The organism is Novosphingobium sp. PC22D (assembly GCF_002556635.1).
In the GTDB taxonomy this organism is placed as follows: Bacteria; Pseudomonadota; Alphaproteobacteria; order Sphingomonadales; family Sphingomonadaceae; genus Novosphingobium.
This window is the reverse complement of record NZ_MWMO01000007.1, coordinates 157,932-183,003: the sequence shown is the minus strand read 5'-3', so window position 1 is coordinate 183,003 and position 25,072 is coordinate 157,932. Positions and strand designations below refer to the sequence as shown.

Here is a 25,072-nt window from a genome sequence, read left to right as displayed (position 1 = left end):
CAAGGCCTGTCCATGATGCGACCGGAATTGTCGCTTGCCCGGCTTACCACCTGCGCCGATGAAACAGACCATGCCCCATGCCGCACCCACCGCGCGACCGTTCACCCTGATCCACACCTCCGACTGGCATCTCGGACACGAACTTCACGGCCATGTCCGCGAGAGCGAGCACGACGCGTTTCTCGACTGGCTTCTGGACCGCATCAGCGCAGTCGAGGCTGACGCGCTTCTGGTCACGGGCGATATCTATGATGTTGCCAACCCACCGATCAGCGCAATGCGACGACTGTTCGGCTTCCTGCAACGGGCCGTCACTCGCTTTCCTGAGCTTGAGATCCTGATTCTGGGCGGCAACCATGACAGCGCGGCGCGGATCGACCTGCCCGCCGCACTTCTCGGAGAGGGGCGCGTGCACTTCATCGGCGCCCTGCCTCGCCGCGAAGGCCAGCCGGATTTCGCGCGCATGATACTGCCGCTGCATGATCGCAGCGGCGTTCCTGCCGCCTGCCTCGCCGCTGTCCCCTTCTGCCGGCCCGGAGACCTTGGCGGGCTTGACCTGGCCAGCCTTTATCGCGCGGTTTTGGAAGAGGCTTCCGAGCGGGCGGAAGGCCTGCCGGTCGTGCTGACAGGGCACCTCCATGTGGCAGGTGGCGCGGTCTCCGATCTTTCCGAAAGGCGGATCGTGGTGGGCGGCGAGGAGGCGCAGGCCGCCAGCCTGTTCGATGCCCGTGCCACCTATGTCGCGCTCGGCCACCTGCACCGGGCGCAGGACATCAAAGCCGACACGCGTGTCCGTTACGCTGGCTCGCCCTTTCCGCTTTCCGCGACCGAAAGGGCATATCGCCACTCGATCAGCGTCGTGACACTCGGCCCGGATGGCTGCGCGGTGGAGGAGGTCGCCATCCCTCGCCCCGTCGAATTCCTCTCGGTCGGCCCAGCCCCGCTGCCCGAGGTGGTCCGCGCGCTCGAGGCCCTTTCGTTCGATCCGGAGATTCCTTCCGAATTCTACCCATTCCTCAATATCGAAGTATCAGTCGAAGGCCCCGAACCACACCTTACTTCCCGTGTTTTGATGACCTTAGAGGGTCAGCCAGTTCGACTCCTTGGGATCAGACCCGTTCGACCGCAGTCGGAACGCCCTGGCGAAGCCGGTGATCGCAGCACACTCGATCTCGCGGACTTGCGCCCTGACACCGTGTTCGCCGCACTTCATGCACGCGACTATGGCGGCGCAGCCCCGCCCAACGAACTAGCGAGCGCCTTCGCCGCGCTCGTGGTCGATGCCGGCCTTTGCGAGGGGGACGACTGATGCGCATCCTGGCCATCAGGGGCAGCAACCTTGCCAGTCTCGCCGGCGACTTCGCCGTCGATTTCGAGGCCGAGCCTCTCGCCTCCTCGGGCATATTCGCGATCACCGGGCCCACTGGTGCCGGGAAGTCGACCCTGCTCGATGCCCTGTGCCTCGCGCTGTTTGCCGAGATCCCGCGCCTGCGCTCCGCACCGACGGGTAGCCAGGTCGGCAGCGACGGCGGGGACGGGGACGGCACCAGCGCGCGCGACCCCCGGCTGATCCTCCGCCATGGCGCCGGCGAGGGCCATGCCGAGGTCGATTTCCGAATGCCGGATGGCGCATCCTACCGTGCCCGGTGGGAGGTGCGGCGCGCACGCGGGCGCGCCGACGGCAGGCTCCAGAACAGTTCTCACGCTTTCGAGCGGCTCGACACGCAAGAGCGGATGGGCGGCACCCGCACGGAAACGAAACAGGCCATCGTCGAGGTGATCGGGCTGTCGAGCGACCAGTTCACCCGCGCCGTGTTGCTGGCGCAGGGTGAATTCGAAGCCTTCATCCGCGCCGACGCGAACGAGCGGGCCTTGCTGCTCGAAAAGCTTACCGGCTCGGAGATCTACGCTCGTATCGGGAAGCAGGCATTCGACAAGGCGAAGGCCCTGCAGGACGACCTCGATATTCTCCGGGCACGAATTTCCGCGATGCACGGGCTCGACGACATGGCCCGGGCCGATGCCGAGGCGGCGCTGGAAAGGACCAGCGAGAACCTGCGCGAAGCCCAGGCGCAAAAGGACGCGCTTGAAGGCCAGCAGCGTCGTCAGGAACGGGGCCTCGAATTGGAACAGGCAGTCGAAATAGCGAGGAACCGGCATGTCACTGCGGAAGAGGAAGCCAAGGCGGCCGCTCCGCGCCGAGCGGCGCTGGAGCGCAACCGCACGCTCTTCACCCTCGTCGCGCTGCTGGAAGATCGGTTGCACGCAGAGAAGGCGCTCAAGGCTGCGGACGAGGAGGCCGCGAAGGCTGACGCGGCGCTCGAGCTTGCAAGCGCGTCCCTGGCTGAACGGGCGCAGGAACGCGATGCGGCGCAGACCGAACTGGCCGAATTGGACAAAATGGCAATGGACCTCGCGCCGCAGATCGAGGCGGCGCGCACGCTGGATCGAAAGCTTGCAGAGGCCAGCGATGAGCTGTCCGAAGAAGAAGGCAGGTGCGCTGACGCCGAGACCCACTTAAAGGATGTAGAGGCGAAGGCCGCGCTCGCCCGCGAGGCCCACGAGGCAGCGAAACGCGAGCATCTCGCAGCAGAGGCGTGGTGCGCCGACAATCTCGCCTGGCGTTCCCTTTCGGAGCGCGAAGCGGAGCTTTGTGGCCTGCTCGCCCGCCACGGCAGTGCGACCAGAGATCTTGCCGATCAGGAAGCGCTGGGTGACGACCTGATCAAATCCCAGGTCGCGCGGCGTGAGCGATCCTTGGAGGCCGCAGAAAAACTCGAGGAGTCGAGCAAGGCCCTGTCCGAGGCCGAAGAGCGCCTCGCCGATGCACGCGCCGCCCTGCTCCCGGATGGCGAAATCGACAGGCTGGCGGGCCTTGCGGAGCATTTAAGCAAAGCCGAAACTCTTTGCCTGCGGACCGAGGCGGCGCGCAAGGCGCTCGACACCAGCGTCAGAGCCAAAGGCAAAACCCAGGAAAGACTTCAGCAGCTGGAGGATGAACTCGGTACTTTGGAAAAGGCGATCACCGGGCTTGAGGCCGAAATTCCCGAAACCGAAGCCCGTCATGCATCCGCCGCCCAGGAGCGCTCGCGCTGGCTCGCAGCTTCCGACCAGGCCGCGCAGGCGATGCGTGCGGGACTGGTCGAGGGTGAACCATGCCCGGTGTGCGGTGCCCGCGAACACGCGCTTTCCGCGCTCGATGCGCTTCTCGACGAGAGCCTGGTCCGCAGTGAGGAGGAGGTCTCTTCGCTCAACGGGACGCTGATCGCGAAGCGCGGCGACCTCGCAGCTTCGCAGATACAGCGGGAAAGGGTCCTTCAGGACAAGGAACATGCGACCGCCACCATCGCCGAACAGCAGGCACAAGGTGCACAGGCGCAGTCGGACTGCGACGATCTGGAAGTGCAGCTCCGCGAGACACTTTCAGCGCTCAAACTTCCGGACGACACCGACATGGCCGAGCTGGGCGCAATGCGGGCAAAAGCCGCCAACGATGCCCGCGACGCCCGGGCGCTCGTCGATGCCGTGGAGGAGGCGAGGCGCGCTTCCGATGTGGCACGCGATGCGCTCGAAAGAGCCCGGGACGCCAAGGAGGGGGCCCGTCTCGAACTTGAGGCCGCGAGCGGGGCCTTCCGTAATTGGGACAACGAGATCTCGAAGCTGCGGGTGGATTGCGAAGGCCTTGAAGGCGCGCTCGACTCGGCTTTCGCAACCTCCAGCGGCTGGCGGGCCGAGACCGACCCGGCCGCGTGGCTGCGCCAGTGTGCCTTGCAGTGGCGAGAACGGGACGCTGCACGCCACCGCGCGGCTTCGGCACTGCCCGCCCTTGAGGACGGTCTCCAGCAGGCCCTGCGAGACCGCGAGGTCGCAATCTCCCGGTCAAGCGACGTCACAACGCGTCGGGACGAGCGGGCAGCGCGCATCGCGATGCTCACCCAGGAGCGCGCTGCACTCCTCGGCGGCGATAGTGTAGCCGAGGTGGAAACGCGCCAGGCGAAGGCCCAAGCTGAGGCCTTCTCCTGCCTCGAGACCGCACGCCAATGCTACGAGGAGGCCGCACAGGTTCTCGCCTCTGCCAAGTCCGACAGCAAGCACACAGGAGACGCTCGGGACGCCGCGGGGCAGGCTCTTGCAGCGACAGCAGACACATTCTCCAGGGCTCTGCAGCAGCACTCCGCCGAGGAATATGAGATTGGTCGTCTCGCATCAGGAGGTCAGGCCGCGCTGGATGCCGAAGCCGGGGCACTGGGCCAGATCGACGCGGCGCTGCGCGAGGCACTGGCGATTCTGGAGCAGCGCGAAGCCGATCTTGCCGGTCACCGCAGGGATAGTTCGGATGCGGATGTCCTCGCACCAGAGGCACTGGCCACTGCCCTTGCCGAAGCGGCAGGGCAGCTTGCAGAGGCGAGCGAGCGGAACGATGAGGCCCGCCTCGCGATCCGGCGCGACGACGAGGTCCGCTCTGAGACGGCGGCGCTGCGCAAGCAACTCGCACAGGACGAGCAGGCCGCAGAAATCTGGCTCAAGCTGCGGGAAATGATCGGCGATGCCCAGGGAAGCAGGTTCCGCCGCTTCGCACAGGGCCTGACTCTGGACCGGCTGCTGGAAGCGGCGAACCTTCGGCTTGCCGACCTCAAGCCGCGCTATGAACTGCAGCGCGGACAGGGCGGTGAAATGATGATCGAGGTGATCGACAACGACATGGGCGGGCAGGTCCGCGGGCTCCACAACCTCTCGGGCGGCGAACGCTTCCTCGTCAGCCTTGCCCTCGCGCTGGGGCTTGCCGAGATGTCGACCGGGCGCGGCGTGCGGATCGAAAGCCTGTTCATCGACGAGGGCTTCGGCGCGCTCGACCCGGCCAGTCTCGGCCAAGCCCTCGCCCTCCTCGAGCATCTCCATGCAAGTGGGCGTCGCGTCGGCGTGATCAGCCATGTCGAGGACCTCAAGGAACGCATCCCGGTCAAGATCGAGGTCACTCCGACAGGTCGCGGGACCAGCGTGATCGAGGTCGTGGAGGGCTGATGCAGGCCAGCGCGGCCTGACAACCTGGTTGTCAGGCTGAGGTTGTCGACAACCTCGGCGCAACACCCTTGAAAACCCGGAAAACTGGTGATTTCGTGATAGGTAGCAAGCCCGTGGCCGTGAAAATTTGTCGCTTCAGTCGACAACCATCATCCCTCCGGATCCAGGATTTCGACGTCGAACGGAAAATCCCGACAGATGGACAGGCTGCTATCGAGCCCGACTAATTGAATGGCTCCACGTTCCTTGGAGCCAAGATCATGACTGAAAATACTTATGCCGGCTGGCAACCGAAATTCGCCCACTGGGGCATCGCCCTTATCCCCGTCGTCGATAAGCGCCCCGTCATTCGCAACTGGTCCCGGCTAGGCCCGAACGGCGTAACCGGATTAGTAGACAGTTTTGGGGGTGTTCGCTCATTCGGGTTGCATGCGGGACCATCCAGCAAGATCACCGTACTCGACATCGACAGCCCGGACGAAAGTCTGCTCCGACATGGCGAGTGCCTCATACGGATTTTCAGCGCGGACCGCCGAAGGTTTGGCTTGGCATTATTTGGCCGCGTTCCTGATTGTCCGCTCCTGCCACCATCCGGCCCGCCGACCGTAGACGGTGCTTCTCCTGCCCCAGGTAGTGCCGGGGAATGCGAACCGGTGGAGTCCCAGAGCAACTTCGGTGATGGGGCTGCCGTGCTTGAGCATGTAGTGAACACGGCCATAAAGATCGGAGCGGTAAAGATCATTCGACACCTCGTCGGGGGTCATCGCACCACGCAAGACCTGCACTTTCAGAGTTCCTTTCACATTTCGGCCGCCGGGCAGGATGGACCTGATCCATCTTCGTGCTGCTTTTCTGAAATAGGTTGCCAGATCGGGCCTCAGGTGGAGGAGCATGTGAACATGAGCACCGTGGGTCTCGCCGCGCTCATGCACGTAGATCCAGTACAGTTTCCCATCGTACGGTCCCATCCAGTCAGCCGCCCGCTTGAGGAAGGCCCGAGTCGCCGCCGTAACATCCTTCTCGGCCACACCCGCGTGCTCCCAGCTGATGTCATAGCGGTGGGTCATCGGCTTGCCCTCACGGGCCGCCTGCTCAACCGCATGCACCAATCTGCGACAGGCGCAGTCGGTCAGCACCTCGCTTGGCGCCCTGGGGAGTCGACGTGCGCCTCCCCAGGGCATCAAGCGAAGCGCTTCGCCCCCATCCGGCTCCTCAATCGGACGAGAAAAACATGGGTCTATAGAGTCGGGATCCGCCAATTTCGCACAAGCCGCTGTTTGAACTCACTTTTAATACAGCGCCGCGCGTACGCACACGGATTTGCGCGAACAAGGGCCCGCAAGTTTCAAGTGAACCTTTGCGATCACGCGCGAACAAGGCGGGAGGATTTATCCACATTTTGCAACCGCGACTACGCGAGCTCGGGCCGGATCGCTTTGTTCGTACAAGGTCGTGACGGAATTTGTGGGTGCGCCGAAATGCACGAAAGGAAGGCGCAATGCTGAAGACCATTCCCGAGACCTGCAGGATCCTGAAATGCGGTCGCACCTCGGTCCACAAGCTCATCAACGAGGGCAAGCTCGACCGGGTCAAGCCGCTGCCCGGAAAGTCGCTCATCACGCAGGAGTCGATTGAGGCGCTCATTGAGCAGTCCATGACATGACCCTGGAGTCGAGGTTCCGGCTTGCAGGCGGGGCATGGCATGAACCATGCCCCGCTTTTGTTTCGCCGGTGCATGTCAGCCTGAGCGGAGCCCCGCTATATGCCCGCCTCGGGGCCAGCATTCAGAATCATTCAGAGCCGGACCGCGCTCTACCGCAAGCAAGAAACAGCCCGCGTGGTAGACCGGTGGTAGACCGACACATATGGACCATCTCGGAGTGCCAGCAGCACACCGGCAACCGCTTGAATTTTCCGGATTTCTTGGAGCGGGCGAAGGGATTCGAACCCTCGACCCCAACCTTGGCAAGGTTGTGCTCTACCCCTGAGCTACGCCCGCTCTAGACGACTGCGGCCCGCTGCCTTGGCTGGCGGGCTGGGGTGAGGCGCGCGGTTAGCATCGGTCTTCGGGGGCTGCAAGGGAAAAAACACTTCGGGCGTTCGATCACGGGCGGCCGGGGGGAAACACGACGCATGCCCTTCACAAATCGGCCCCAAGCCCCAAATTGAGGCCACTTTTCGTCTGTCGCCAAGGGGAGCTAGCAACGTGGCCAGCATGGGTCTGAATCTGGACGAGCAAAAGGCGGTCGATCGCTTCCGCAGCCAGGTCGCCGAGCCGTCGATGACCAAGCTCGTCGTCCTCGACTTCTGGGCGGAATGGTGCGGACCGTGCAAGGCGCTGACGCCGGTGCTCGAGAAGGTCGTCGCCGAATATGCCGACAAGGGCGTGATCCTTGCCAAGATCAACGTCGACGAGGAACAGTTCATCGCCTCGCAATTCCAGGTGCGCTCGATCCCCACGGTCTACGCGGTGTTCCAGGGGCAGCCCGTGGCCGATCTCACCAGTGCGCGCAGCGAATCGCAGCTCAAGGGCGCACTCGACCAGTTGCTCGAAAAACTCCCGGTCCAGGCCGGCGCGCCCGGCGAGGAGCCCAAGCAGGACATCGCCCCGCTGCTCGCCATGGGCGAGGACGTGCTCGAAAGCGGCGACGGCGAGCGGGCCGCGGCCGTCTTCGCGCAGATCGTCGAGATGGCGCCCGACAGCCCCGAGGCGATCTCGGGCCTGGTGCGCGCGCTCATCGCCGCCGGCCGGATGGAAGGCGCCGAGGACATGCTCGCGGGCCTGCCGCAGGAGCTTGCCGATCACCCGCAGGTCGAACGCGCCAGGGCTGCCCTAACGCTCGCCAAGGACCGGCCGGACGATTCCGAGCTGGCCGCGCTGCGCGCCGCCGCCGCCGAGCGCCCGGCCGACATGCAGGCGCAGTTCGCCTTCGCCAACGCCGCCTTCGCCGCGGGCGACCGCGATGCCGCCGCCGACACGCTTCTGACCATGGTCGCGAAAGACAAGGACTGGAACGAGGGCGCCGCGCGCGCGCAACTGCTCAAGATGTTCGAGGCGGTCGGCCTCGAAGACCCCTGGGCTGCGGCTGCGAGACGCAAGCTCTCCACGATCCTGTTCGGCTGACGTGACGCGGATCACGATCTTTCCGCTGCCCGGCGCGGTCCTCTATCCGGGCCTGCAACTGCCGCTGCATATCTTCGAGCCGCGCTACCGCGCGATGGTCGGCGATGCCCTGGTGCGCGATCGGCTGATCGGCATGATCCAGCCGCAACGCGCGCAGGAGGGCGCGCCGCTGTTCGCCATGGGTTGCCTCGGCCGCATCGGTGAAGTCGAGGCGATGGAAGACGGCCGCTACAACATCATCCTCGAGGGCCAGGCGCGCTTTCGCGTGCTCCGAGAACTCGACGTGACGACGCCCTTTCGCCAGGTCGAGGCGGAAATCCTGGCCGAACCAGAGGACGAGGCGCTCTCGCCGGTCGAGCGCGCCGGGTTCGAGCGCGAGGCGCGCCGCTTCGCCGATGCGCAGGGCTACAGCGTCGACTGGGACGAGGTGAACCGGCTCGACGATGTCTCGCTGATCAACGGCGTCGCCCAGATCGCGCCGTTCGATCCGGCGGCCAAGCAAGCACTGCTGGAGACCCCGGACCTCGCTTCGCGCTGCGAATTGCTGATCCAGCTCATGCAGTTCTTCGGGCGCCATCTCGACGGCGACGACGAGGACGGCGTCACGCTTCAATAGCACGCAGGGGCGCCGCGTAACGCGCGCGGCCTCAGCCGCATTCAGGCCGCGAAGGCCTCCCGCAGGCCGCCGATCACGTATTGCGCCGCGAGCGCGGCGAGCAGGACGCCGAGCAGCCGGGTGATCACCACCTCGAAGCTGTGGCCCAGCGTCTTCATCAGCGGGATCGCCGCGACCAGCGCCACCAGCGAGAGCACCAGCACCGCCGCCAGCGCGGCGAGGATCACCAGCGTCGCCTCGGTGCCCTGCGCCTTCGACATCAGCAGCATGATCGTCGCGATCGAGCCGGGCCCGGCAAGCATGGGCATCGCCATCGGAAATACCGAAACGTCCTCGACCGGTTCGGCCATGAGCTTCTCGGCCCGCTCCTCGCGGCGCTGCGTGCGTTTCTCGAAGACCATGTCGAGCGCGATCAGGAACAGCATGATGCCTCCCGCTATGCGGAAGGAATTGAGCTCGATGTGCAGCGCGTGGAGCAGCGCCTCGCCGAACAGCGCGAAGACGAGCAGGATCGCTGCGGCTATCAGGCAGGCCTTGAGCGCCATGGCGCGCGCGTGCCTTGGCGGCGCGGCGGAGGTCAGCCCCGCGAAGATCGGCGCGCAGCCCGGCGGATCGATCACCACGAAGAGCGTGACGAAGGCCGAGACAAACAGGTCGAGCAAGGCTCAGTCCCCCTTCGGCGGGGCGACGACGCTGGAGATGACCTCGCGCATCTCGCCGTCCTTGCGGATGCTAACCGAAATCGTGCGGCCCAGATCCGGCGTGACGCGATAGCTGTATTCGAGCGTACCGTCGGCCGAGCGGCCCGTCCCCGCCGTCCCGACGGGCGGGATCGTGGCTTCGCGTTCGCGCTCGTCGCGCCAATCGGCGGCGCGCCGGGAATCGCGCCCCAGGCCGCAGTCGGCGATCTGGCCGGCGAGCATCTCGGGCGCTTCGAGCGGCGCGGCGAGTTCGTCTCCCTGATCGAGCACCCAGCGGTAGTCGCCCTGCTTGCGGCGGTGCCAGATCGTGGTGAAGTAGCCAACCGAACCGTTCGGCCGCTGCCACGCGCCGCGTGTCGCCGCGAGCGAGCCGTCGCAGCTCACCCATACCTCGTGCGGCTGCCAGGTCACGGGCGCGGGGGGATCGTCACGTCCCTTGAGCCAGTCGCGCGCGTCGACCGGCTGGGGCACGAACATCACCGCGTCGTCGTCGGCGAAGTCGCGAAAGGCGCTCCACTGTCCGTCCTCGCTGGCGGCACGGTTGAACGCGAGCTCGACCGCGACGATCGTGCCGGGCGAGCCGAAGGCCAGGTCGCGCATTTGTCCGCGCGCGCTGGCCGGACCGCCGCCGGGGCCGCCGGCGCAAGCCACCGCCAGCAGGCACAACGGCAAGGCAAGGCGTCTCACAGCGCGTCTTTTGCGAAGGGAATACCGGCGTTGCGGTGTGCGGCGACGAGCGTGTTGCGCAGCAGCACCGCGATCGTCATCGGGCCGACGCCGCCCGGCACCGGCGTGATCGCGCCCGCGACCGCGCTGGCGCCCGCGAAGTCGACGTCGCCCACGAGGCGCGTCTTGCCCTCTTCGGCCGCAGGCACGCGGTTGATGCCGACATCGATCACGGTCGCGCCCGGCTTGATCCATTCGCCCTTGACCATCTCGGGCCGGCCGACCGCGGCGACGACGATGTCCGCGCGGCGCACGACCTCGGGGAGATCCTTGGTGCGGCTGTGCGCGACGGTGACGGTGCAGCTTTCCTGGATCAGGAGCTGCGCCATCGGCTTGCCGACGATGTTCGAGCGGCCGATCACCACGGCATCGAGCCCGGAGAGCGAGCCGAGCCGGTCCTTGAGCAGCATCACGCAGCCCAGCGGCGTGCATGGCACGAAACCGGGCTGGCCGACCGCGAGGCGGCCCGCGTTGATCACGTGGAAGCCGTCGACATCCTTGTCGGGGTCGATCGCGGCGATGACCTTCTGCTCGTCCATGTGCGCGGGCAGCGGCAACTGCACGAGGATACCGTCGACCAGCGGGTCGGCGTTGAGCTTTTCGACCAGCGCAAGGAGATCGGCTTCGGGCGTTTCGGCGGGCAGCTTGTGCTCGAAGCCAGCCATGCCGCATGCAAGCGTCTGCTTGCCCTTGTTGCGCACGTAGACCTGGCTCGCGGGGTCCTCGCCGACGAGGACGACGGCGAGCCCCGCCTTGCGCCCCGCCGCACGCTCGAACGCGGCCGCGTGTTCGCCGACACGTGCGCGCAGCCCTGCGGCGAAAGCCTTTCCGTCGATGATGTCCGCGCTCATCGCCGCTCTCCTACATCGATGCGAGGACGAGGTTGCGCAGCACGATGCGCAGGATCTGCAAGCCCACGATCAGCACCAGCGGCGAGAAGTCGATCGAGCCCGTATTCGGCATGATGCGCCGGATCGGCCGCAGGATCGGATCGAGCAGCGCATTGACCGCGCGCCAGATCGCATCGACGAACTGGTTGCTCATGTTCACGACGTTGAACGAGATCAGCAGGCTCAGCACGAACTGCACGATCACCAGCATGACGATGATCGAGATGAGATAGCCGACGATCTCGTACAGGGTATATAGAAGCAAGGACAGACCTTTCACGGAGGCGGTTCGCGCCCGCTGATACCGGTCCGTGCGTCAGCGGGCAAGGCGCGGCGCGCGCCGATGCGCGCGGCCATCTCCGGGCAAGCCCGCGATCGGTGCTATTGCGGCAGGGTCGAACTGCGCTCGATGCGCCAGTTGAGCTGTTCCTCGGTCGCGCCGGGGACGTCGTTGACCCGCCGCAGCACGATCGTGCCACGTCGCGAGGGACGCCCGTCGGCGAAATCGATCACCACCGGCGCCTCGTAGAACAGCGAACCCGCCGCACCTTCGACATCGCCCTTGCCGACCGCGACCTTCGGGCCGGCCTGACCGCCGAATTCGCTTTCGAGCTTCTCGGGCGTCATCTGCGCATCGAGGCTCCAGGCCCGCGCCGCCGCCTGCCAGTCGCCGAGCCGCAACGCATTGGTATAGAAACGCAGCAGGCGCTCGGGATCGCGCCGTTCCTTGAGCGCGGCGACGTCGAGACCATCGGCGACCGCCGAGACGCTGCCGGTGCCGGTCGCGGTCGGCTCGGGCAGCGGGACCGCGGTCTCGGTCGGCATCGGCTCGACCATCGGATCATCCGGCTCGCCCTTGCATCCGGCAAGCGCCAGCAGGCACGCGGGGAGCGCTGCCAGCGCCATCGGACCGAAGACTGAGCGATACTTCATGTGCAATCCTGCGCCCCTCACGGCCATTTCTCGCGAGAGCTAGCGACTAGCCTGCCCGAATGAGCGTGCCCGCACCCTCTTGTGTGAATATTTCCAGCAACATGGCATGCGAAACCCGTCCGTCAAGCACGACCGCCGCCTCGCAGCCCGCTTCGACCGCGTGAATGCAGGTTTCGAGCTTGGGGATCATGCCGCCCGAGATCGTGCCGTCGGCGCGCAGCTTGCCGATGTCGGCCGGAGTCAGGTCGGTAAGCAGCGCCCCCTGCTTGTCGAGCACGCCGGTCACGTCGGTCAGCAGGAACAGCCGCGCGGCGCCGAGCGCGGAGGCGATCGCGCCCGCCATCGTGTCGGCATTGATGTTGTAGGTCGCGCCGTCCTCGCCCGGGGCGATCGGCGCGATCACCGGGATCATGCCCGCGCGCGAGACGGTTTCGATCACGCTCGTGTCGATGGTCGCCGGCTCGCCGACGAAGCCGAGGTCGACCACGCGCTCGATGGCGCTGTCCGGGTCCTTGGCCGTGCGCGAGACCTTGCGCGCCCTGACCATGGCGCCGTCCTTTCCCGACAGGCCCATCGCCTTGCCGCCAGCCTTGGCGATCCAGCCGACGATCTCCTTGTTGATCGCCCCGGACAAGACCATTTCGGCCACTTGCGCGGTCTGCTGGTCGGTGACGCGCAGCCCGTCGACGAACTTCGATTCGACGCCCATCGTCTTGAGCATCGCCCCGATCTGCGGGCCGCCGCCGTGGACCACCACCGGGTTGATCCCCACCGCCTTGAGCAGAACCACGTCCTCGGCGAAGTCGTGCGCGAGTTCGGGATCGCCCATCGCGTGGCCGCCGTACTTCACCACGAAGGTTCGCCCGGCATAGCGCTGCATGTAGGGCAGCGCGTCGACGAGGGTCGAGGCCTTGAGGAGCATGGCGGGATCGTGCGACTGTGACATGCCGAGGCGTTTAGCGCGCCTGCGCGCGATTTGAAGCCCTTTCGCTCGCTTTCGGGTCAGGTCCCGGGCGTGCCGTCGAGCCGGTCGCCGACCTTGACCACCAGCCAGATGATCGCCGGGACGAGCACTGCCGAAAGCACCACCTTGGCCAGCGCCTGACCGACGAGGATACCCGCGATCGGCCGCACGCCCCAGAACGAGATGGTGATGAACACCAGCGTATCGACGATCTGCGACAGCGCGGCGGCGACGAAGCCACGCAGCCCGGCAAGGCGCCCGTCGGCCGCTCCGGCGAGGCGCGCGAAGATCCACAGGTTGAGCGACAGCGAGACGACATAGGCGCAGATTCCCGCGATCATCATCCGGCCCGACTGGCCCAGGATGATCGGAAAGGCGTCCTTGGCGGGCTCGTACATCCCCGGATCGGTCGGCAGCGAAAGCACGAAGAAGGTCAGCGCGATCGCGGTCACCAGCGGAATCAGCCCGAAGCGCGCGAGCGCCTGCGCGGTGGCGTTGCCGTGAAGCTGCGAGATTCCGCTCGAGATCGCGACGAGCGTGAGGAACGGAAAGATGCCCGCCTCGACCGCCAGCGGCCCGATCGCGACCTGCTTCGCGCCGAGCACGCCCGCGAGCGTGACCATCCCCCCGTAGAGCAGCGAAAAGATGAGAAGCGACCTGGGGTAGGCGCGAGGCAGTGTTTCCATGGAGGAGCCCTAGCGAAACGGGAACAATTGCACTAGCCGTTGGTGCCGGCCGTCTCTACGCTCGCGGCTCGATCGCCCGTCTCCCGAAAGGTTCCCGCGGCACATGCACGTTGCCTACAGCCTCATCGGCATCGTCCTGATCCTGCTCGCCGCCTTCCTCCTTTCGTCCGACCGCAAGGCGATCCGGCTGCGCGTGGTCGGCGCCGCGTTCGCGCTGCAGGCGGGCTTCGCGGCGCTGGTGCTCTACATCCCGATCGGCCGCGCGGTGCTGCGCGGCGCGGCCCTGGGCGTCGAAAGCCTGCTCGGCTACGCCAAGGCGGGCGTCGATTTCCTGTTCGGCCCGCTCGCGAGCCCCGAGATGGGCGGCACCAGCTTCGCCATCGCCGCGCTGCCGGTGATCATCTTCTTCGCCTCGCTCATCTCGATCCTCTACTACCTCGGGATCATGCAACTCGTGATCCGCTGGATCGGCGGCGGGCTGGAGAAGCTGACCGGCATCACCCGGGTCGAGAGCCTGGCGGCGGCCTCGAACATCTTCGTCGGCCAGAGCGAATCTCCCTTGGTCATCCGCCCCTACCTCGCGAGCCTGGCGCCCTCGCAGCTCTTCTGCCTGATGACCGTCGGCATGGCGGGCGTCGCCGGCACGATCCTCGCCGCCTACGCGAGCATGGGCGTGCGTATCGACTATCTCGTCGCCGCCGCGTTCATGTCGGCGCCGGGCGGCATCCTGATGGCCAAGCTGATCATGCCCGATCCGCGCGCCGTCGCCGAGGGCCCCGAACCCGACGAGATCGCCGGGGAGACGCCGCCGCCCGCCGGCATGGCCGCCGCCGCGTTGCGCCGGGAGACCATGACCGACCAGCCGGGCCTCCATATCGACGAGCCCGTGCCGTCCGAACACGACGAGGACCCGCCCGCCAACGTCATCATGGCCGCCGCGCAAGGCGCGCAGACCGGCGTCAAGCTCGCGGTCGCGGTCGGCGCGATGGTGCTCGCCTTCGTCGCGCTGATCGCGCTCGCCAACGGCATCGTCGGCGCCGTCGCCGGCCTGTTCGGGCTCGAGGGTATCACCTTCCAGCAGCTCATCGGCTACGTTTTCGCCCCCGTCTTCTATCTCCTCGCCACGCCCGACTGGGGTGAGGCGCTCAAGGCCGGGGGCCTGTTCGGCACCAAGATCGTGCTCAACGAGTTCGTCGCCTTCATCGAACTCGGCGGCGATACCGGCTTGTCCGAGCGCACCGTGGCGGTGGTGACCTTCGCGCTGTGCGGCTTCGCCAACTTCTCCTCGATCGCGATCCAGATGGCGGTGACCGGTGGCCTCGCGCCCAACCAGCGCCCGGTGATCGCCCGGCTCGGCCTCCGCGCGCTCATCGCGGGCAGCCTCTCGAACCTGATGAGCGCGGCGCTCGCCGGGCTGTTCCTGGGACTCGGATAGGGCGCGGGCGCGCGCTTCGTGACTCGCCGGCGCGGACGCGCTAGCATGCCCGGCGCAGGAGGGAGCCAGCGATGGACTACAACGAACGCGCCGACCTCGAAGGACCACCCAAGTCAACCGGACCGCAGGCCAGGTCGCGCGACAGCGACGCGCCGCCCCCGCCCAGCGAGACCCGGCCCGCCGCGATCGAGGGGTTCGAATTCAACATGCCGACGATCGTCGCGCTGCTCTACCTGTGCTCGCTGGTCTTCGGCGTGACCGCGATCGCGGGCGTCGTGCTCGCCTATATCCAGCGCTCGGACGCGAAGGACTGGGAGGTTTCGCACTACCAGTACCTCATCACCACGTTCTGGATCGGCTTCCTCGGCATCATCGTGGGCATCATCACGCTGATGATCGTGGTCGGCATCGTAATCATTCCCGCGGCAGTGGTGCTTGTCGTCGTGCGCTCGATCATGAGCATCATCGCCGCGCAGAAACGCGAGCCGATGCCCAATCCGGGCACGCTGTTCGTCTGATCGCGTTGTCGGCAGCGCGGCGAGGAGAGCGCGTCAGTCCCGCGCGACCTTGAAGCCGGCGAACGACTGGTTCACCGGCATGACTTCCATCGCGTTGATGTTGACGTGCGGCGGCAGGTTCGCGACCCACAGCACCATCTCGGCAATGTCGTGTCCCGTCAGCGGGTTTACCCCGGCATAGAGCTCGTCCGAGGCCGCCTGGTCGCCGCCGTTGCGCACCGTGGTGAACTCGGTTTCGACCATGCCCGGCTCGATCGAGGTGACGCGCACCCCGGTGCCCGACAAGTCCGAGCGCAGGCCCAGCGCGAACTGGCGCACGAAGGCCTTGGTGCCGCCATAGACGTTGCCGCCGGTATAAGGATAGGTCGCCGCGACCGAGGACAGCATCACGATCGCGCCCTTGCGCGCGATCAGCCCCGGCAGCAACTTGTGCGTGAGCGAGACCAGCGCGGTTACGTTGGTGTCGATCATCGTGCGCCAGTCTTCGAGGTCGGCATCCTGCGCCAGGTCCATGCCCAGCGCCAGGCCGGCATTGTTCACCAGGCAGTCGATGTTCGCGAAGGCTTCGGGCAACCCGTCGAGCGCGACGTCGCGCGCCACCTCGTCCCGCACGTCGAACACGCAGGGGAAGAAGGCGTCCTTGCCCAGGTCCTCCTGCAGCGCCTTGAGCCGCTCTGCGCGGCGCCCGGTTCCGATGACGCGCCAGCCCGCGCCCGCGAACGCGCGCACGCACCCTACTCCGATTCCCGATGTGGCGCCGGTGACGAGGACGGTCTTCATGAGCAGTCTCCGCTAGTCTGGTAAAACGAGAGTCACGTCCATGCGCAGGCTATGAACCGCTCCCGGGGCAAGCAAGACGACCCCGCGTTTGTCGCAAAAGTCGCCGTCGAAACCGTCGGCATCCGCAAGACCCTGCCACGGCTCGACACAGATGTAGTGGGCTCCCGGCTTCTGCCATATGCCGAGGTAGGGCGTATCGGGAAAGGCGATCTCGAGCCGCGGCGCATCGCCCGCACCACGATAGACGAGGCTGCGGCTCTCGAGCGCGTCGAGGATCATCGCATCGTCCTCGAACAGCGCGGGCGCAAGGCGCAGGGTGCGGCCCTCGATCGGCGTCGCCTCCTCGCGCGCGACGAGGCCATTGTCGCCAAGACGCTTGATCGGGTGCGGCTCGGCCTCGGCGAATTCGAGCACGTGCGCCAGCTTCTCGCCGCCGCCGGGCAGCGGCCAGGCGAAGGCGGGGTGATACCCGAAGCTGAACGGCAGCGGCACGTCGCCCGGATTGCGCACGCTCGCTTCCATCTCCAGCCGCCGTCCGGTGATGCGGAAGGCGAGTTCGAGCACGAAGGCGAAGGGATAGACCGCGCGCGTCTCGGCACCGTCGGTCAGGCGGAAGCGCGCGACGTTCCCGCGATGCTCGATAAGATCGAACATCGAGCGGCGCGCGAAGCCGTGGCGCGCCAGCGCATGGTCGCGACCGTCGAGGCGATAGGTGCCGTCTTTCAACTCGCCGACGATCGGAAACAGCACCGGCGCATGCCCCGTCCAGAAGGCGGGATCGGCATCGGTCATGTATTCGCGGCCCTCGCCGTCCGTCAGCGACCAGAGTTCCGCCCCCATCGGATTGATCCGCGCGGTAAGCTCGCGGGTCCCGATGGCGACGAGATCGCTCATCCGCGCAGCACCGCCCCCAGCTTCGCGGCGGCGGCGGTCACCTTGTCGGTGATCGCCTTCAGGTCCTCGTCCTTGTAGCTCTTGTCGAGCGGCTGGAGCGTGACCTCGACCGCGAGCGACTTGTGGCCTTCGGGAATGCCGGTCCCCCGGAAATCGTCGAACAGGCGGGCGGCGACGATATTCGCCTTGTCCGCCGCCTGGACCACGCGCACCAGATCGCCCGCGGGCAGTTCGACGGGAACGAGAAAGGCATAGTCGCGCGTCACCGCCTGAAGCGGCGGCGGCGCATAGGCGACGCGCGTGAAGCTCGCCGCGCCCTTCTTCGCGGGAATCGCGTCGAGATGGATCTCGGCGATGGCGAGAGCGCCTTCGATATCGAACTGCTTCGCGATCGAAGGATGCAGCATGCCGAAGCGCGCCAGCACGTTCTTGGGCCCCAGCCGCAAGGTCGCCGACTGACCGGGATGGAACTGCGGACCGGCCTCGCCCATGACCTGGAGCTTGTCGACCGGCGCGCCCGCCTCGGCGAGCAGGGCGAGCACTTCGGCCTTGGCGTCGTAGGCGTCGAAAGGCACGGCCTTGCCCGTGGCCCAGCCGCGCGGGGTCTTCTCGCCCGCCAGCACGAAGCCCAGCGCCAGGCGTTCGTCGCTCGCGCCCTCCTTGCCGCGCAGGTAGCGGCGGCCGATCTCGAACAGGCGCAGCCCTGTCGCGCCGCGATCGAGGTTGCGCTTTCCGGCCGAGAGCAGCCCCGGCAGCAGCGAGGGGCGCATCGTCTTCATGTCCTCGCTGATCGGGTTGGCGAGCGTCCAGGCCTCGCCATCGGCAAAGGCGGCGGCCTCGGCCTCGGGCAGGAACGACCAGGTCACGGCCTCGTGCAGCCCGCGCGCCGCGGCGGCCCGGCGCATGCGGCGCTCGAGCTTCTGCGCCGGGGTCGCGGTGGGACGCGCGACACCGTCGGCGCGCGGCAAGGCGACGCTCGTCACATTGTCGAGCCCGTGGATGCGCACGACTTCCTCGACCAGATCGGGTGCGCCGTCGATGTCGGGACGCCAGCCCGGCACGGTCACCGCCCAGGATTCCTCCCAGTTCGCCTCTTCGCCGACGACGGTGAAGCCGAGGCTTTCGAGAATGCGCTTCTGCTCGCCCGCCTCGATCCGCACGCCGCCGAGCTTCTCGGTGAGCGCGGGGGCGAAGTGGACGATCTTGGGCGTATCGGGCGCGGCGCCGGCGATCACGACCTCGGACGCCTCGCCGCCGCATAGCGTGATCACGAGCTTGGTGAGGTGCTCCATCGCCAGACCGAGAAAGCCCGGATCGACCCCGCGCTCGAAGCGCTGGCGCGCGTCCGAGGTGAGGTTGAGCTTGCGTCCGGTGCGGGCGATGCGCTCGGGATCGAAATAGGCGATCTCGAGCAGGATGTCGGTGGTCTCCTCGGTGCAGCCCGAGTGCTCGCCGCCCATGATGCCGGCGATATCGTGCACGCCGGCATCGTCGGCGATCACCGTCATATCGCCGTCGAGCGTGTAGGCCTTTTCGTTCAGCGCCTGCACCGTCTCGCCATCATGCGCGCGGCGGGCGACGACCGCGCCGGTCAGCTTCGCGAGGTCATAGGCATGCGCCGGGCGGCCATAGCCGAGCATGAGGTAGTTGGTCGCGTCGACCAGCGCCGAGATCGGACGCTGTCCCGCCGACTTCAGGCGATCCTGCAGCCACTGTGGCGAGGGTCCGTTTCTCACGCCCCTGACGACGCGGCCGTAGAAGGCCGGACAACCCTCGGGATCATCGGTGCGGATCTCGACCGGGCACGGGAAGCTGGAAAGCTCCTCGACCTCGGACATCGGTTCGAGCGTGCCGAGCCCCGCCGCCGCGAGATCACGGGCAATGCCGTAGACGCCCATGCAATCGGGCCGATTCGGCGTTATCGCCACCTCGATCACCGGATCGGCGCCGTGGTAGTCGGCGAACGCCGTGCCGACGGGCGCATCTTTCGGCAGTTCGATGATGCCGTCGTGCTCCTCGCCCATTTCGAGTTCGCGCACCGAGCACATCATGCCGTTCGATTCGACGCCGCGGATCGCCGACTTCTTCAGTTGCATGCCGTTGGCCGGGACCACCGCGCCGGGCAGGCCAAGCACACCCACCAGACCCGCGCGCGCATTGGGCGCGCCGCACACGACCTGCAGCGGCGGGCCATCGCCGGTGTCGACGCTGAGCACCTGCAGCTTGTCGGCATCGGGATGGCGCTCGGCGGTGAGCACCCTGGCGACACGGAAGCCCGCGAGCTTTTCGGACGGGTCCTCGATGCCCTCGACCTCGAGGCCGATGGCGTTCAGCTTTTCGGCGATCCGTTCGAGCGAGGCGTCGGTCGCAAGGTAGGCCTTGAGCCAGGAAAGCGAGAATTTCATGTCGTTCCTTCCTCGCTCAGGCGGCCGTGCCGACGCCGCCCGACAGGGTCGGCACGTCGTGCGCGGAAAAGCCGTAGTGCGAGAGCCAGCGGACGTCGCCGTCGAAGAAGGCGCGCAGGTCGTCCATTCCGTACTTGAGCATGGCGAGCCGGTCGACGCCGGTGCCGAAGGCGAAGCCCTGCCACTCGTCGGGATCGAGCCCGCCGAATTCGATCACGCGGCGATTGACCATCCCCGAGCCGAGCACTTCCATCCAGGCGTGCCCCGGCGCGTCGCCCGAACCGCCGACGACGCGCCGGCCGCCTTCGTAGGCATAGCCGACGTCGACCTCGACCGAGGGCTCGGTGAAGGGGAAATAGCTCGGGCGCAGCCGCAGGACGATGTCCTCGCGCTCGAAGAAGGCCTTGAGGAAGGTTTCCAGCGTCCACTTGAGGTGGCCGAGGTGGATGCCCTTGTCGATGACGAGGCCCTCGATCTGATGGAACATCGGCGTGTGCGTCGCGTCGCTGTCCGAACGGTAGACGCGACCCGGCGCGATCACGCGCAGCGGCGCGCCCTCGCTGATCATGGAGCGGATCTGCACTGGCGAGGTGTGCGTGCGCAGCAGCATCTCGCGGCCCTTGGCGTCGCGATCGGGAAAGTAGAAGGTGTCGTGCATTGCGCGCGCCGGATGGCTTTCGGGCATGTTGAGCGCGGTGAAGTTGTGCCAGTCGTCCTCGATCTCGGGGCCGGTGGCGACCGCGAAGCCCATGTCGGCGAAGATTTCGGCAAGTTCGTCCATGACCTGCGACACGGGATGCACCGAGCCGCGCGGCGTCTCGGGCGCGGGCAGCGAGAGGTCGATCGTCTCGGACGCGAGCCGGGCTTCGAGCGCGGCACTTTCGAACGCCGCCTTGCGCGCGGCAAGCGCCTCGGTCACACTCTCGCGCAGGGCGTGGATTTTGGGGCCTTCGACCTGGCGCTCGTCCGGCGTCATCTTGCCGAGCGTCTTGAGCAGGCCCGAGACCGAGCCCTGCTTGCCGAGAAACTCCACCCGCAGCGCCTCGAGCGTGTCGAGATCCTGCGCCTGCGCGATTCGCGCCAGCGCGTCCTGCCCGGTTGCTGCGTAGTCCACCTTGTTTTCGCCTTGCCTCGGTATGCTGGTCTTGGAGCCGCGGTCCTTAGGCACGATGCGGGCGAATCGCAACGCACAAGCGGAAAGGGCGCGGAGAGCAAAAGCTCTCCGCGCCCTTCGAAAACCGTGCGGTATGCGATTGCGGCCGGATCAGCCCGGCAGCGCCGCCTTCGCCTGCGCGATCACGCTGGAGAAGATCGCGCTCTCGTTCATCGCGAGATCGGCCATCGTCTTGCGGTCGAGCTCGATCCCGGCAAGCTTGGTGCCGTGGATGAACTGCGAGTAGGTCAGCCCTTCGGCGCGAACCGCGGCGTTGATGCGCTGGATCCAAAGAGCGCGGAAGTTGCGCTTCTTGATCTTGCGGTCGCGATAGGCGTACTGGCCGGCCTTCTCGACGGCCTGGCGCGCGACGCGGATCGTGTTCTTGCGACGGCCGCGATAACCCTTGGCCTGATCCAGAATGCGCTTGTGCTTGGCACGTGTGGTCGTGCCACGTTTGATGCGGGGCATTGGCTAGTACTCCTGTCTCAGTTGAGCCCGTAGGGCGCCCACTTCTTGATGACCTTGGCATCGGGGTCGGAAATGACCTCGGTGCCGCGGTTCTGGCGGATGTACTTGCCGTTGTGGCTGATCAGGCGGTGGCGCTTGCCGGCGACGCCGTGCTTGACCTTGCCCGTCGCGGTGAGCTTGAAGCGCTTCTTCACACCGCTCTTGGTCTTGAGCTTGGGCATTTTCGTCTCCTGGTTCGGGACACGCGGGACCGGCCGAGGCAGCCCTGTTCGCCAGACAGGTCCTTGAGAATCGTCGGATGGACGACTCTCGCGTGTCGATTGAAGGGCGCGCCTTTAGTGGCCCACCTGCCAAAAGGCAAGTCTCTTGAGGCGTGCGCCGCCTCAGGCGCCGTTGCGCGGAGTGGTGAAGGCACGGCGTCCGCTCCGCTCGAGCCAGCGCAGGAAATCGCCGCCCGCGACCGGCAGCGCACCTTCGGGCAACGGCGCGGTCCAGACATAGACTTGCGCCGTGCATGCCGCGCCGTCGCCGCGGCGCACCCGCAGCGCCCGGCGGCGATACTCGCCGCCCTCGTAGCGATCGAGCTTCGCCAGCGCGCCGGGCGGCAGGTCGAGTTCGGCAAGCGTGCCGCACACCATCCCTGAAGATCCCGGTTGGAGCGCCGGGAACCAGCCGTTGCCGCCCCTGAGCGCGACGATTCGCCCCGGCACGCGCGCGGGCCGGAGATCGCGCGCCATGGTTTCCAGCCAGCGCGCCATGCGCGTCCCGGCGGCGGGTTGCAGCGTTCCGTAGAGAAAGAGGTCGATCCGGCGCACGCGCGACGCCGCCTCAGTGATGGCAGGCGAGCGCTTCGATCACGTCCTCGAGCCGGGCGGGATCGCCGATCGCGAGCACGTGGCCGTCGGATTCGGCGTGGAGCGGCTCGCCGTTCCAGTCGCACATCGTTCCCCCCGCGCCCTCGACGACGGGAACCAGCGCTGCCCAGTCGTGCAGCTTGAGCCCGGCCTCGCAAACCAGGTCGATATGTCCGGACGCGAGCAATCCGTAGTTGTAGCAGTCGCCGCCCATCACCATGCGCTTGTGATCGGTCTTCGCCGCCAGCGCCATGAAATGCGCGCCCTGGTGCTCGTCGAAATAGTGCGGCCCGGTCGTGGCGATCGAGGCGTCGGACAAGGCCCGGCACGCGCGGGTGCGCGCCGGACCGGCGTTGAAGGTGGTGGGCCGGCCGCTCGCGCCGATCCAGCGCTCGCCGAGGATCGGCTGGTCGATCACGCCGAGCACCGGCCAGCCCTCGACGAGAAGCGCGATCAGCGTGCCGAAGATCGGCCGCCCGGCGAGAAACGAAACGGTGCCGTCGATCGGATCAAGCACCCACTGGCGCCCGCTGGCACCCTCGCTGCGGCCGAACTCCTCGCCGATGACGCCGTCCCTCGGTACTTCGGCGGTGAGGATGCGGCGCATCGCTTCCTCGCCAGCCTTGTCCGCGACCGTGACCGGCGAGGCGTCGGTCTTGCGTTCCGCCTCCAACCCGGACCGAAAATGCGGGCGGATCGCGTCTCCCGCGGCATCGGCGAGGCGAACGGCGAGCTTGAGGTCTTCATCGAGATGCATGGTGTTTTTCTTGGCCCGACCGCCGAACCCGGGTCAAGCAATTGGTCTTCGCCGGACCAACCTGTAAAAAAATTCAGGTGCAATGCCTCGCTTATGGTTTTGAACCCTCTTGGCGTTCGCGCCGAAAGCACCGTACCGGAATAACGAAGGGGCATCTCAGGGGCAAAATGCAGAGGCAACGGAATGGGGTTCCGGCGGTCGATCCGGCGGTTACGCGATCCGTCGTGCAAACACGCGATGGACAGCCGCTGTCGTACAACCGCGCCCCGGCGGCAGACCTCGCTCCCTGGATCGCGCGGATCTACGTCATCAAGTTCGACGTCAAACCCGGCCATGTGCTGCGCTGCGGCCTGCTCAACGACACCGCGTTCGTGCGGATCATGTTCAGCGGCCAGGCACAGGCCGAAACCATCGACGGAGAAATAGCGTTCGGCCGCAGCGCCCTGTTCTTCGGCCCGCAGAGCCGGCGCATGAAATACAGCATGCGAGGAAACGTCGCCGGCGTCGGCATCGCGATCAGGCCCGGAGCCTGCACCTCGCTCAAGGGGCCGCGCCTGGGCGACTATCTGGACCGGATCGCGCCGGTCGAGATAGTCTCGCCGGACGATAAGGCCGTCATCGACACCTTCGCCCCCGATGCCGCCCCCGAGGATTGGTGCCGGCGCATCGAATCGCTCTTCCGTATCCGCACCGAGAAGATGGGGTGGCCGGTCCCCGATCCGGTCACCGCGAGCTTCGAGGGGCTGACGCTTTCGAACCCCGCGATCTCGGTCAAACAGGCGGCGGCCGAATGCGGCGTCGACCTGCGCAAGCTGGAGCGGATCATCAAGCGCGACTTCGGCTTGCCGCCCAAGCAAGTGCTGCGCCGAGCACGCGCGCTCGACATGGCGAGCTATCTGCGCGGCGTCGCCGACGGCGCCGAGAGCGAGGAGCTTTCGCTGCGCTACTACGACGACAGCCATTTCCTGCGCGAGTTCGCCGAACTGTTCGGAATGTCCCCCCGCCAGTTCACCGAGACGCCGCAACCGCTGATGACGCTCGCGCTGGAGTTGCGACAGGCACGGCGGCTCGAGTTCCTCAAGCGGCTGGAACCGGGCAAGCCGCGCCCCTGGCAGTAGGTTCGGCAAAAAGGCCCGGATCGCTCGCGCCGGACGGCGGGAGGTCAGTCGAACAGGCTCGAGACCGAACTTTCGTCCGCGATCCGGCGAATCGCCTCGCCGAGCAGCGGCGCGATGGTGAGGATGCGGATCTTGTCGCAATCGCGCGCGGCATCGCTCGGCAGGATCGAATCGGTGATCACCAGTTCCTTGAGCGCCGACTTGGCCACCCGCGCCACCGCACCGCCCGAAAGCACGCCGTGGCTGATATAGGCGGTCACGCTGGTCGCGCCCTCGTCGAGCAATGCCTGCGCCGCGTTGCACAGCGTCCCGCCCGAATCGATGATGTCGTCGATCAGGATGCAGGCGCGGCCCTCGACCTCGCCGATGATGTTCATCACCTCGGACTGGCCGGGCCGGTCGCGCCGCTTGTCGACGATCGCGAGCGGCGCGTTGTCGAGCCGCTTGGCCAGCGCGCGCGCGCGCACCACGCCCCCGACGTCGGGCGAGACCACGGTCAGGTTCTGCCCGCCGAGCCGCGCCTGGATATCGGCGGCCATGACCGGCGCGGCGAACAGGTTGTCGGTGGGAATGTCGAAGAAACCCTGGATCTGCCCGGCGTGAAGATCGACCGACAGCACGCGGTCGGCCCCCGCCTCGGTGATCAGGTTCGCCACCAGCTTGGCCGAGATCGGCGTGCGCGGGCCGGGTTTGCGGTCCTGCCGGGCATAGCCGAAATAGGGAACCACGGCGGTGATCCGTTTGGCCGAGGCGCGCCGCAGCGCGTCGATGCAGATCAGCAGTTCCATGAGATTGTCGTTCGCGGGGAAACTCGTGGGCTGAACCACGAAGACATCCTCGCCACGCACGTTCTCGTGAATCTCGACGAAGACTTCCTCATCGGCGAAACGCCGCACGCTCACGTCGGTGAGCGGCAGTTCAAGGTATCCCGCGACAGCCCTGGCAAGAGGCAGGTTGCTGTTCCCGGACAAGATTTTCATGGCGAATCCCCGCGCGTCGTCTGTCGCGACCCGCGTCTAGCCAAC

The 25,072-nt window shown here is 66.9% G+C and carries 25 protein-coding genes and 1 tRNA gene; 8 read left to right on the top strand and 18 right to left on the bottom strand.

Features of this window, described 5'->3' with window-relative positions:
- The first annotated feature begins 58 nt into the window (after positions 1-58).
- Positions 59-1,309 (top strand): exonuclease subunit SbcD, encoded by a 1,251-nt coding sequence (gene sbcD / locus B2G71_RS12800; protein WP_240530148.1) that lies wholly within the window; start codon positions 59-61, stop codon positions 1,307-1,309.
- On the top strand, positions 1,309-5,022 hold the full coding sequence (locus tag B2G71_RS12795; RefSeq protein WP_098106358.1) for an AAA family ATPase: 3,714 nt from the start codon (positions 1,309-1,311) through the stop codon (positions 5,020-5,022). Before sbcD ends, B2G71_RS12795 begins: the two co-directional genes overlap by 1 nt.
- Before the next feature lie 551 nt (positions 5,023-5,573).
- On the opposite strand, the gene B2G71_RS12790 is transcribed toward B2G71_RS12795, so the two are convergent.
- The gene (locus tag B2G71_RS12790; protein WP_141521567.1) at positions 5,574-6,158 is read right to left on the bottom strand and encodes a hypothetical protein; all 585 of its coding nucleotides are present in this window, start codon (positions 6,156-6,158) and stop codon (positions 5,574-5,576) included.
- A 362-nt stretch (positions 6,159-6,520) separates the two neighbouring features.
- Here B2G71_RS12790 and B2G71_RS12785 point away from each other — a divergent pair, with 362 nt between their 5' ends.
- The gene (locus B2G71_RS12785) at positions 6,521-6,685 is read left to right on the top strand and encodes a helix-turn-helix domain-containing protein (RefSeq protein WP_098106352.1); all 165 of its coding nucleotides are present in this window, start codon (positions 6,521-6,523) and stop codon (positions 6,683-6,685) included.
- A gap of 261 nt (positions 6,686-6,946) precedes the next feature.
- On the opposite strand, the gene B2G71_RS12780 is transcribed toward B2G71_RS12785, so the two are convergent.
- Positions 6,947-7,021 (bottom strand) — tRNA-Gly (locus B2G71_RS12780).
- 216 nt (positions 7,022-7,237) lie between these two features.
- Here B2G71_RS12780 and B2G71_RS12775 point away from each other — a divergent pair.
- Both B2G71_RS12775 and B2G71_RS12770 read left to right on the top strand, forming a co-directional pair.
- Positions 7,238-8,146 carry a tetratricopeptide repeat protein gene (locus tag B2G71_RS12775; RefSeq protein WP_098106348.1) on the top strand — a complete coding sequence of 303 codons (909 nt, stop codon included), beginning with the start codon at positions 7,238-7,240 and terminating at the stop codon, positions 8,144-8,146.
- 1 nt (position 8,147) lies between these two features.
- A complete protein-coding gene (locus B2G71_RS12770; protein ID WP_098106344.1) occupies positions 8,148-8,762 on the top strand; it encodes an LON peptidase substrate-binding domain-containing protein in 615 nt (204 codons plus the stop codon).
- A 41-nt stretch (positions 8,763-8,803) separates the two neighbouring features.
- On the opposite strand, the gene B2G71_RS12765 is transcribed toward B2G71_RS12770, so the two are convergent.
- The 7 genes from B2G71_RS12765 to B2G71_RS12735 form a co-directional block, all read right to left on the bottom strand.
- The gene (locus B2G71_RS12765; protein ID WP_098106341.1) at positions 8,804-9,424 is read right to left on the bottom strand and encodes a MarC family protein; all 621 of its coding nucleotides are present in this window, start codon (positions 9,422-9,424) and stop codon (positions 8,804-8,806) included.
- A 3-nt stretch (positions 9,425-9,427) separates the two neighbouring features.
- The gene (locus B2G71_RS12760; RefSeq protein ID WP_098106337.1) at positions 9,428-10,150 is read right to left on the bottom strand and encodes a hypothetical protein; all 723 of its coding nucleotides are present in this window, start codon (positions 10,148-10,150) and stop codon (positions 9,428-9,430) included.
- On the bottom strand, positions 10,147-11,040 hold the full coding sequence (gene folD / locus B2G71_RS12755) for a bifunctional methylenetetrahydrofolate dehydrogenase/methenyltetrahydrofolate cyclohydrolase FolD (RefSeq protein WP_098106334.1): 894 nt from the start codon (positions 11,038-11,040) through the stop codon (positions 10,147-10,149). Before folD ends, B2G71_RS12760 begins: the two co-directional genes overlap by 4 nt.
- Positions 11,041-11,050: 10 nt before the next feature.
- Positions 11,051-11,344, bottom strand: coding sequence for a YggT family protein (locus B2G71_RS12750; protein ID WP_098106331.1), 294 nt, complete (start codon positions 11,342-11,344; stop codon positions 11,051-11,053).
- Between the two features lie 116 nt (positions 11,345-11,460).
- The gene (locus tag B2G71_RS12745; RefSeq protein WP_240530147.1) at positions 11,461-12,012 is read right to left on the bottom strand and encodes a hypothetical protein; all 552 of its coding nucleotides are present in this window, start codon (positions 12,010-12,012) and stop codon (positions 11,461-11,463) included.
- A gap of 46 nt (positions 12,013-12,058) precedes the next feature.
- Positions 12,059-12,958 (bottom strand): acetylglutamate kinase, encoded by a 900-nt coding sequence (gene argB, locus B2G71_RS12740; protein WP_098106328.1) that lies wholly within the window; start codon positions 12,956-12,958, stop codon positions 12,059-12,061.
- A 56-nt stretch (positions 12,959-13,014) separates the two neighbouring features.
- Positions 13,015-13,662 carry a queuosine precursor transporter gene (locus tag B2G71_RS12735; RefSeq protein ID WP_098106325.1) on the bottom strand — a complete coding sequence of 216 codons (648 nt, stop codon included), beginning with the start codon at positions 13,660-13,662 and terminating at the stop codon, positions 13,015-13,017.
- Between the two features lie 103 nt (positions 13,663-13,765).
- On the opposite strand from B2G71_RS12735, the gene B2G71_RS12730 reads away from it, so the two are divergent.
- Both B2G71_RS12730 and B2G71_RS12725 read left to right on the top strand, forming a co-directional pair.
- Positions 13,766-15,097: a NupC/NupG family nucleoside CNT transporter gene (locus B2G71_RS12730; protein WP_098106323.1), complete on the top strand. Its 1,332-nt coding sequence runs from the start codon at positions 13,766-13,768 to the stop codon at positions 15,095-15,097.
- Positions 15,098-15,168: 71 nt separating this feature from the next.
- Complete coding sequence (locus tag B2G71_RS12725) at positions 15,169-15,615, top strand: hypothetical protein (RefSeq protein ID WP_240530146.1); 447 nt, start codon at positions 15,169-15,171, stop codon at positions 15,613-15,615.
- A 33-nt stretch (positions 15,616-15,648) separates the two neighbouring features.
- Here B2G71_RS12725 and B2G71_RS12720 read toward each other — a convergent pair whose 3' ends face one another.
- The 8 genes from B2G71_RS12720 to B2G71_RS12685 form a co-directional block, all read right to left on the bottom strand.
- Positions 15,649-16,395 (bottom strand): SDR family NAD(P)-dependent oxidoreductase, encoded by a 747-nt coding sequence (locus B2G71_RS12720; RefSeq protein ID WP_098106320.1) that lies wholly within the window; start codon positions 16,393-16,395, stop codon positions 15,649-15,651.
- Positions 16,396-16,407: 12 nt separating this feature from the next.
- A complete protein-coding gene (locus tag B2G71_RS12715; protein ID WP_098106317.1) occupies positions 16,408-17,289 on the bottom strand; it encodes an aldose 1-epimerase family protein in 882 nt (293 codons plus the stop codon).
- A complete protein-coding gene (pheT, locus tag B2G71_RS12710) occupies positions 17,286-19,694 on the bottom strand; it encodes a phenylalanine--tRNA ligase subunit beta (RefSeq protein WP_098106313.1) in 2,409 nt (802 codons plus the stop codon). The genes B2G71_RS12715 and pheT overlap by 4 nt, the downstream gene beginning before the upstream one ends.
- Before the next feature lie 16 nt (positions 19,695-19,710).
- On the bottom strand, positions 19,711-20,808 hold the full coding sequence (pheS, locus tag B2G71_RS12705; protein ID WP_098106437.1) for a phenylalanine--tRNA ligase subunit alpha: 1,098 nt from the start codon (positions 20,806-20,808) through the stop codon (positions 19,711-19,713).
- A gap of 150 nt (positions 20,809-20,958) precedes the next feature.
- A complete protein-coding gene (rplT, locus tag B2G71_RS12700) occupies positions 20,959-21,318 on the bottom strand; it encodes a 50S ribosomal protein L20 (protein WP_098106310.1) in 360 nt (119 codons plus the stop codon).
- Between the two features lie 17 nt (positions 21,319-21,335).
- A complete protein-coding gene (rpmI, locus tag B2G71_RS12695; protein WP_098106307.1) occupies positions 21,336-21,539 on the bottom strand; it encodes a 50S ribosomal protein L35 in 204 nt (67 codons plus the stop codon).
- Positions 21,540-21,701: 162 nt separating this feature from the next.
- The gene (locus B2G71_RS12690) at positions 21,702-22,133 is read right to left on the bottom strand and encodes a gamma-glutamylcyclotransferase family protein (protein WP_240530145.1); all 432 of its coding nucleotides are present in this window, start codon (positions 22,131-22,133) and stop codon (positions 21,702-21,704) included.
- 13 nt (positions 22,134-22,146) lie between these two features.
- Entirely contained in the window at positions 22,147-22,929 is a 783-nt protein-coding gene (locus tag B2G71_RS12685) for an inositol monophosphatase family protein (protein ID WP_098106304.1), read from the bottom strand.
- Between the two features lie 224 nt (positions 22,930-23,153).
- Here B2G71_RS12685 and B2G71_RS12680 point away from each other — a divergent pair, with 224 nt between their 5' ends.
- The gene (locus B2G71_RS12680) at positions 23,154-24,047 is read left to right on the top strand and encodes a helix-turn-helix domain-containing protein (protein WP_240530144.1); all 894 of its coding nucleotides are present in this window, start codon (positions 23,154-23,156) and stop codon (positions 24,045-24,047) included.
- A gap of 44 nt (positions 24,048-24,091) precedes the next feature.
- On the opposite strand, the gene B2G71_RS12675 is transcribed toward B2G71_RS12680, so the two are convergent.
- On the bottom strand, positions 24,092-25,027 hold the full coding sequence (locus B2G71_RS12675; protein WP_098106296.1) for a ribose-phosphate pyrophosphokinase: 936 nt from the start codon (positions 25,025-25,027) through the stop codon (positions 24,092-24,094).
- Positions 25,028-25,072: the final 45 nt, after the last annotated feature.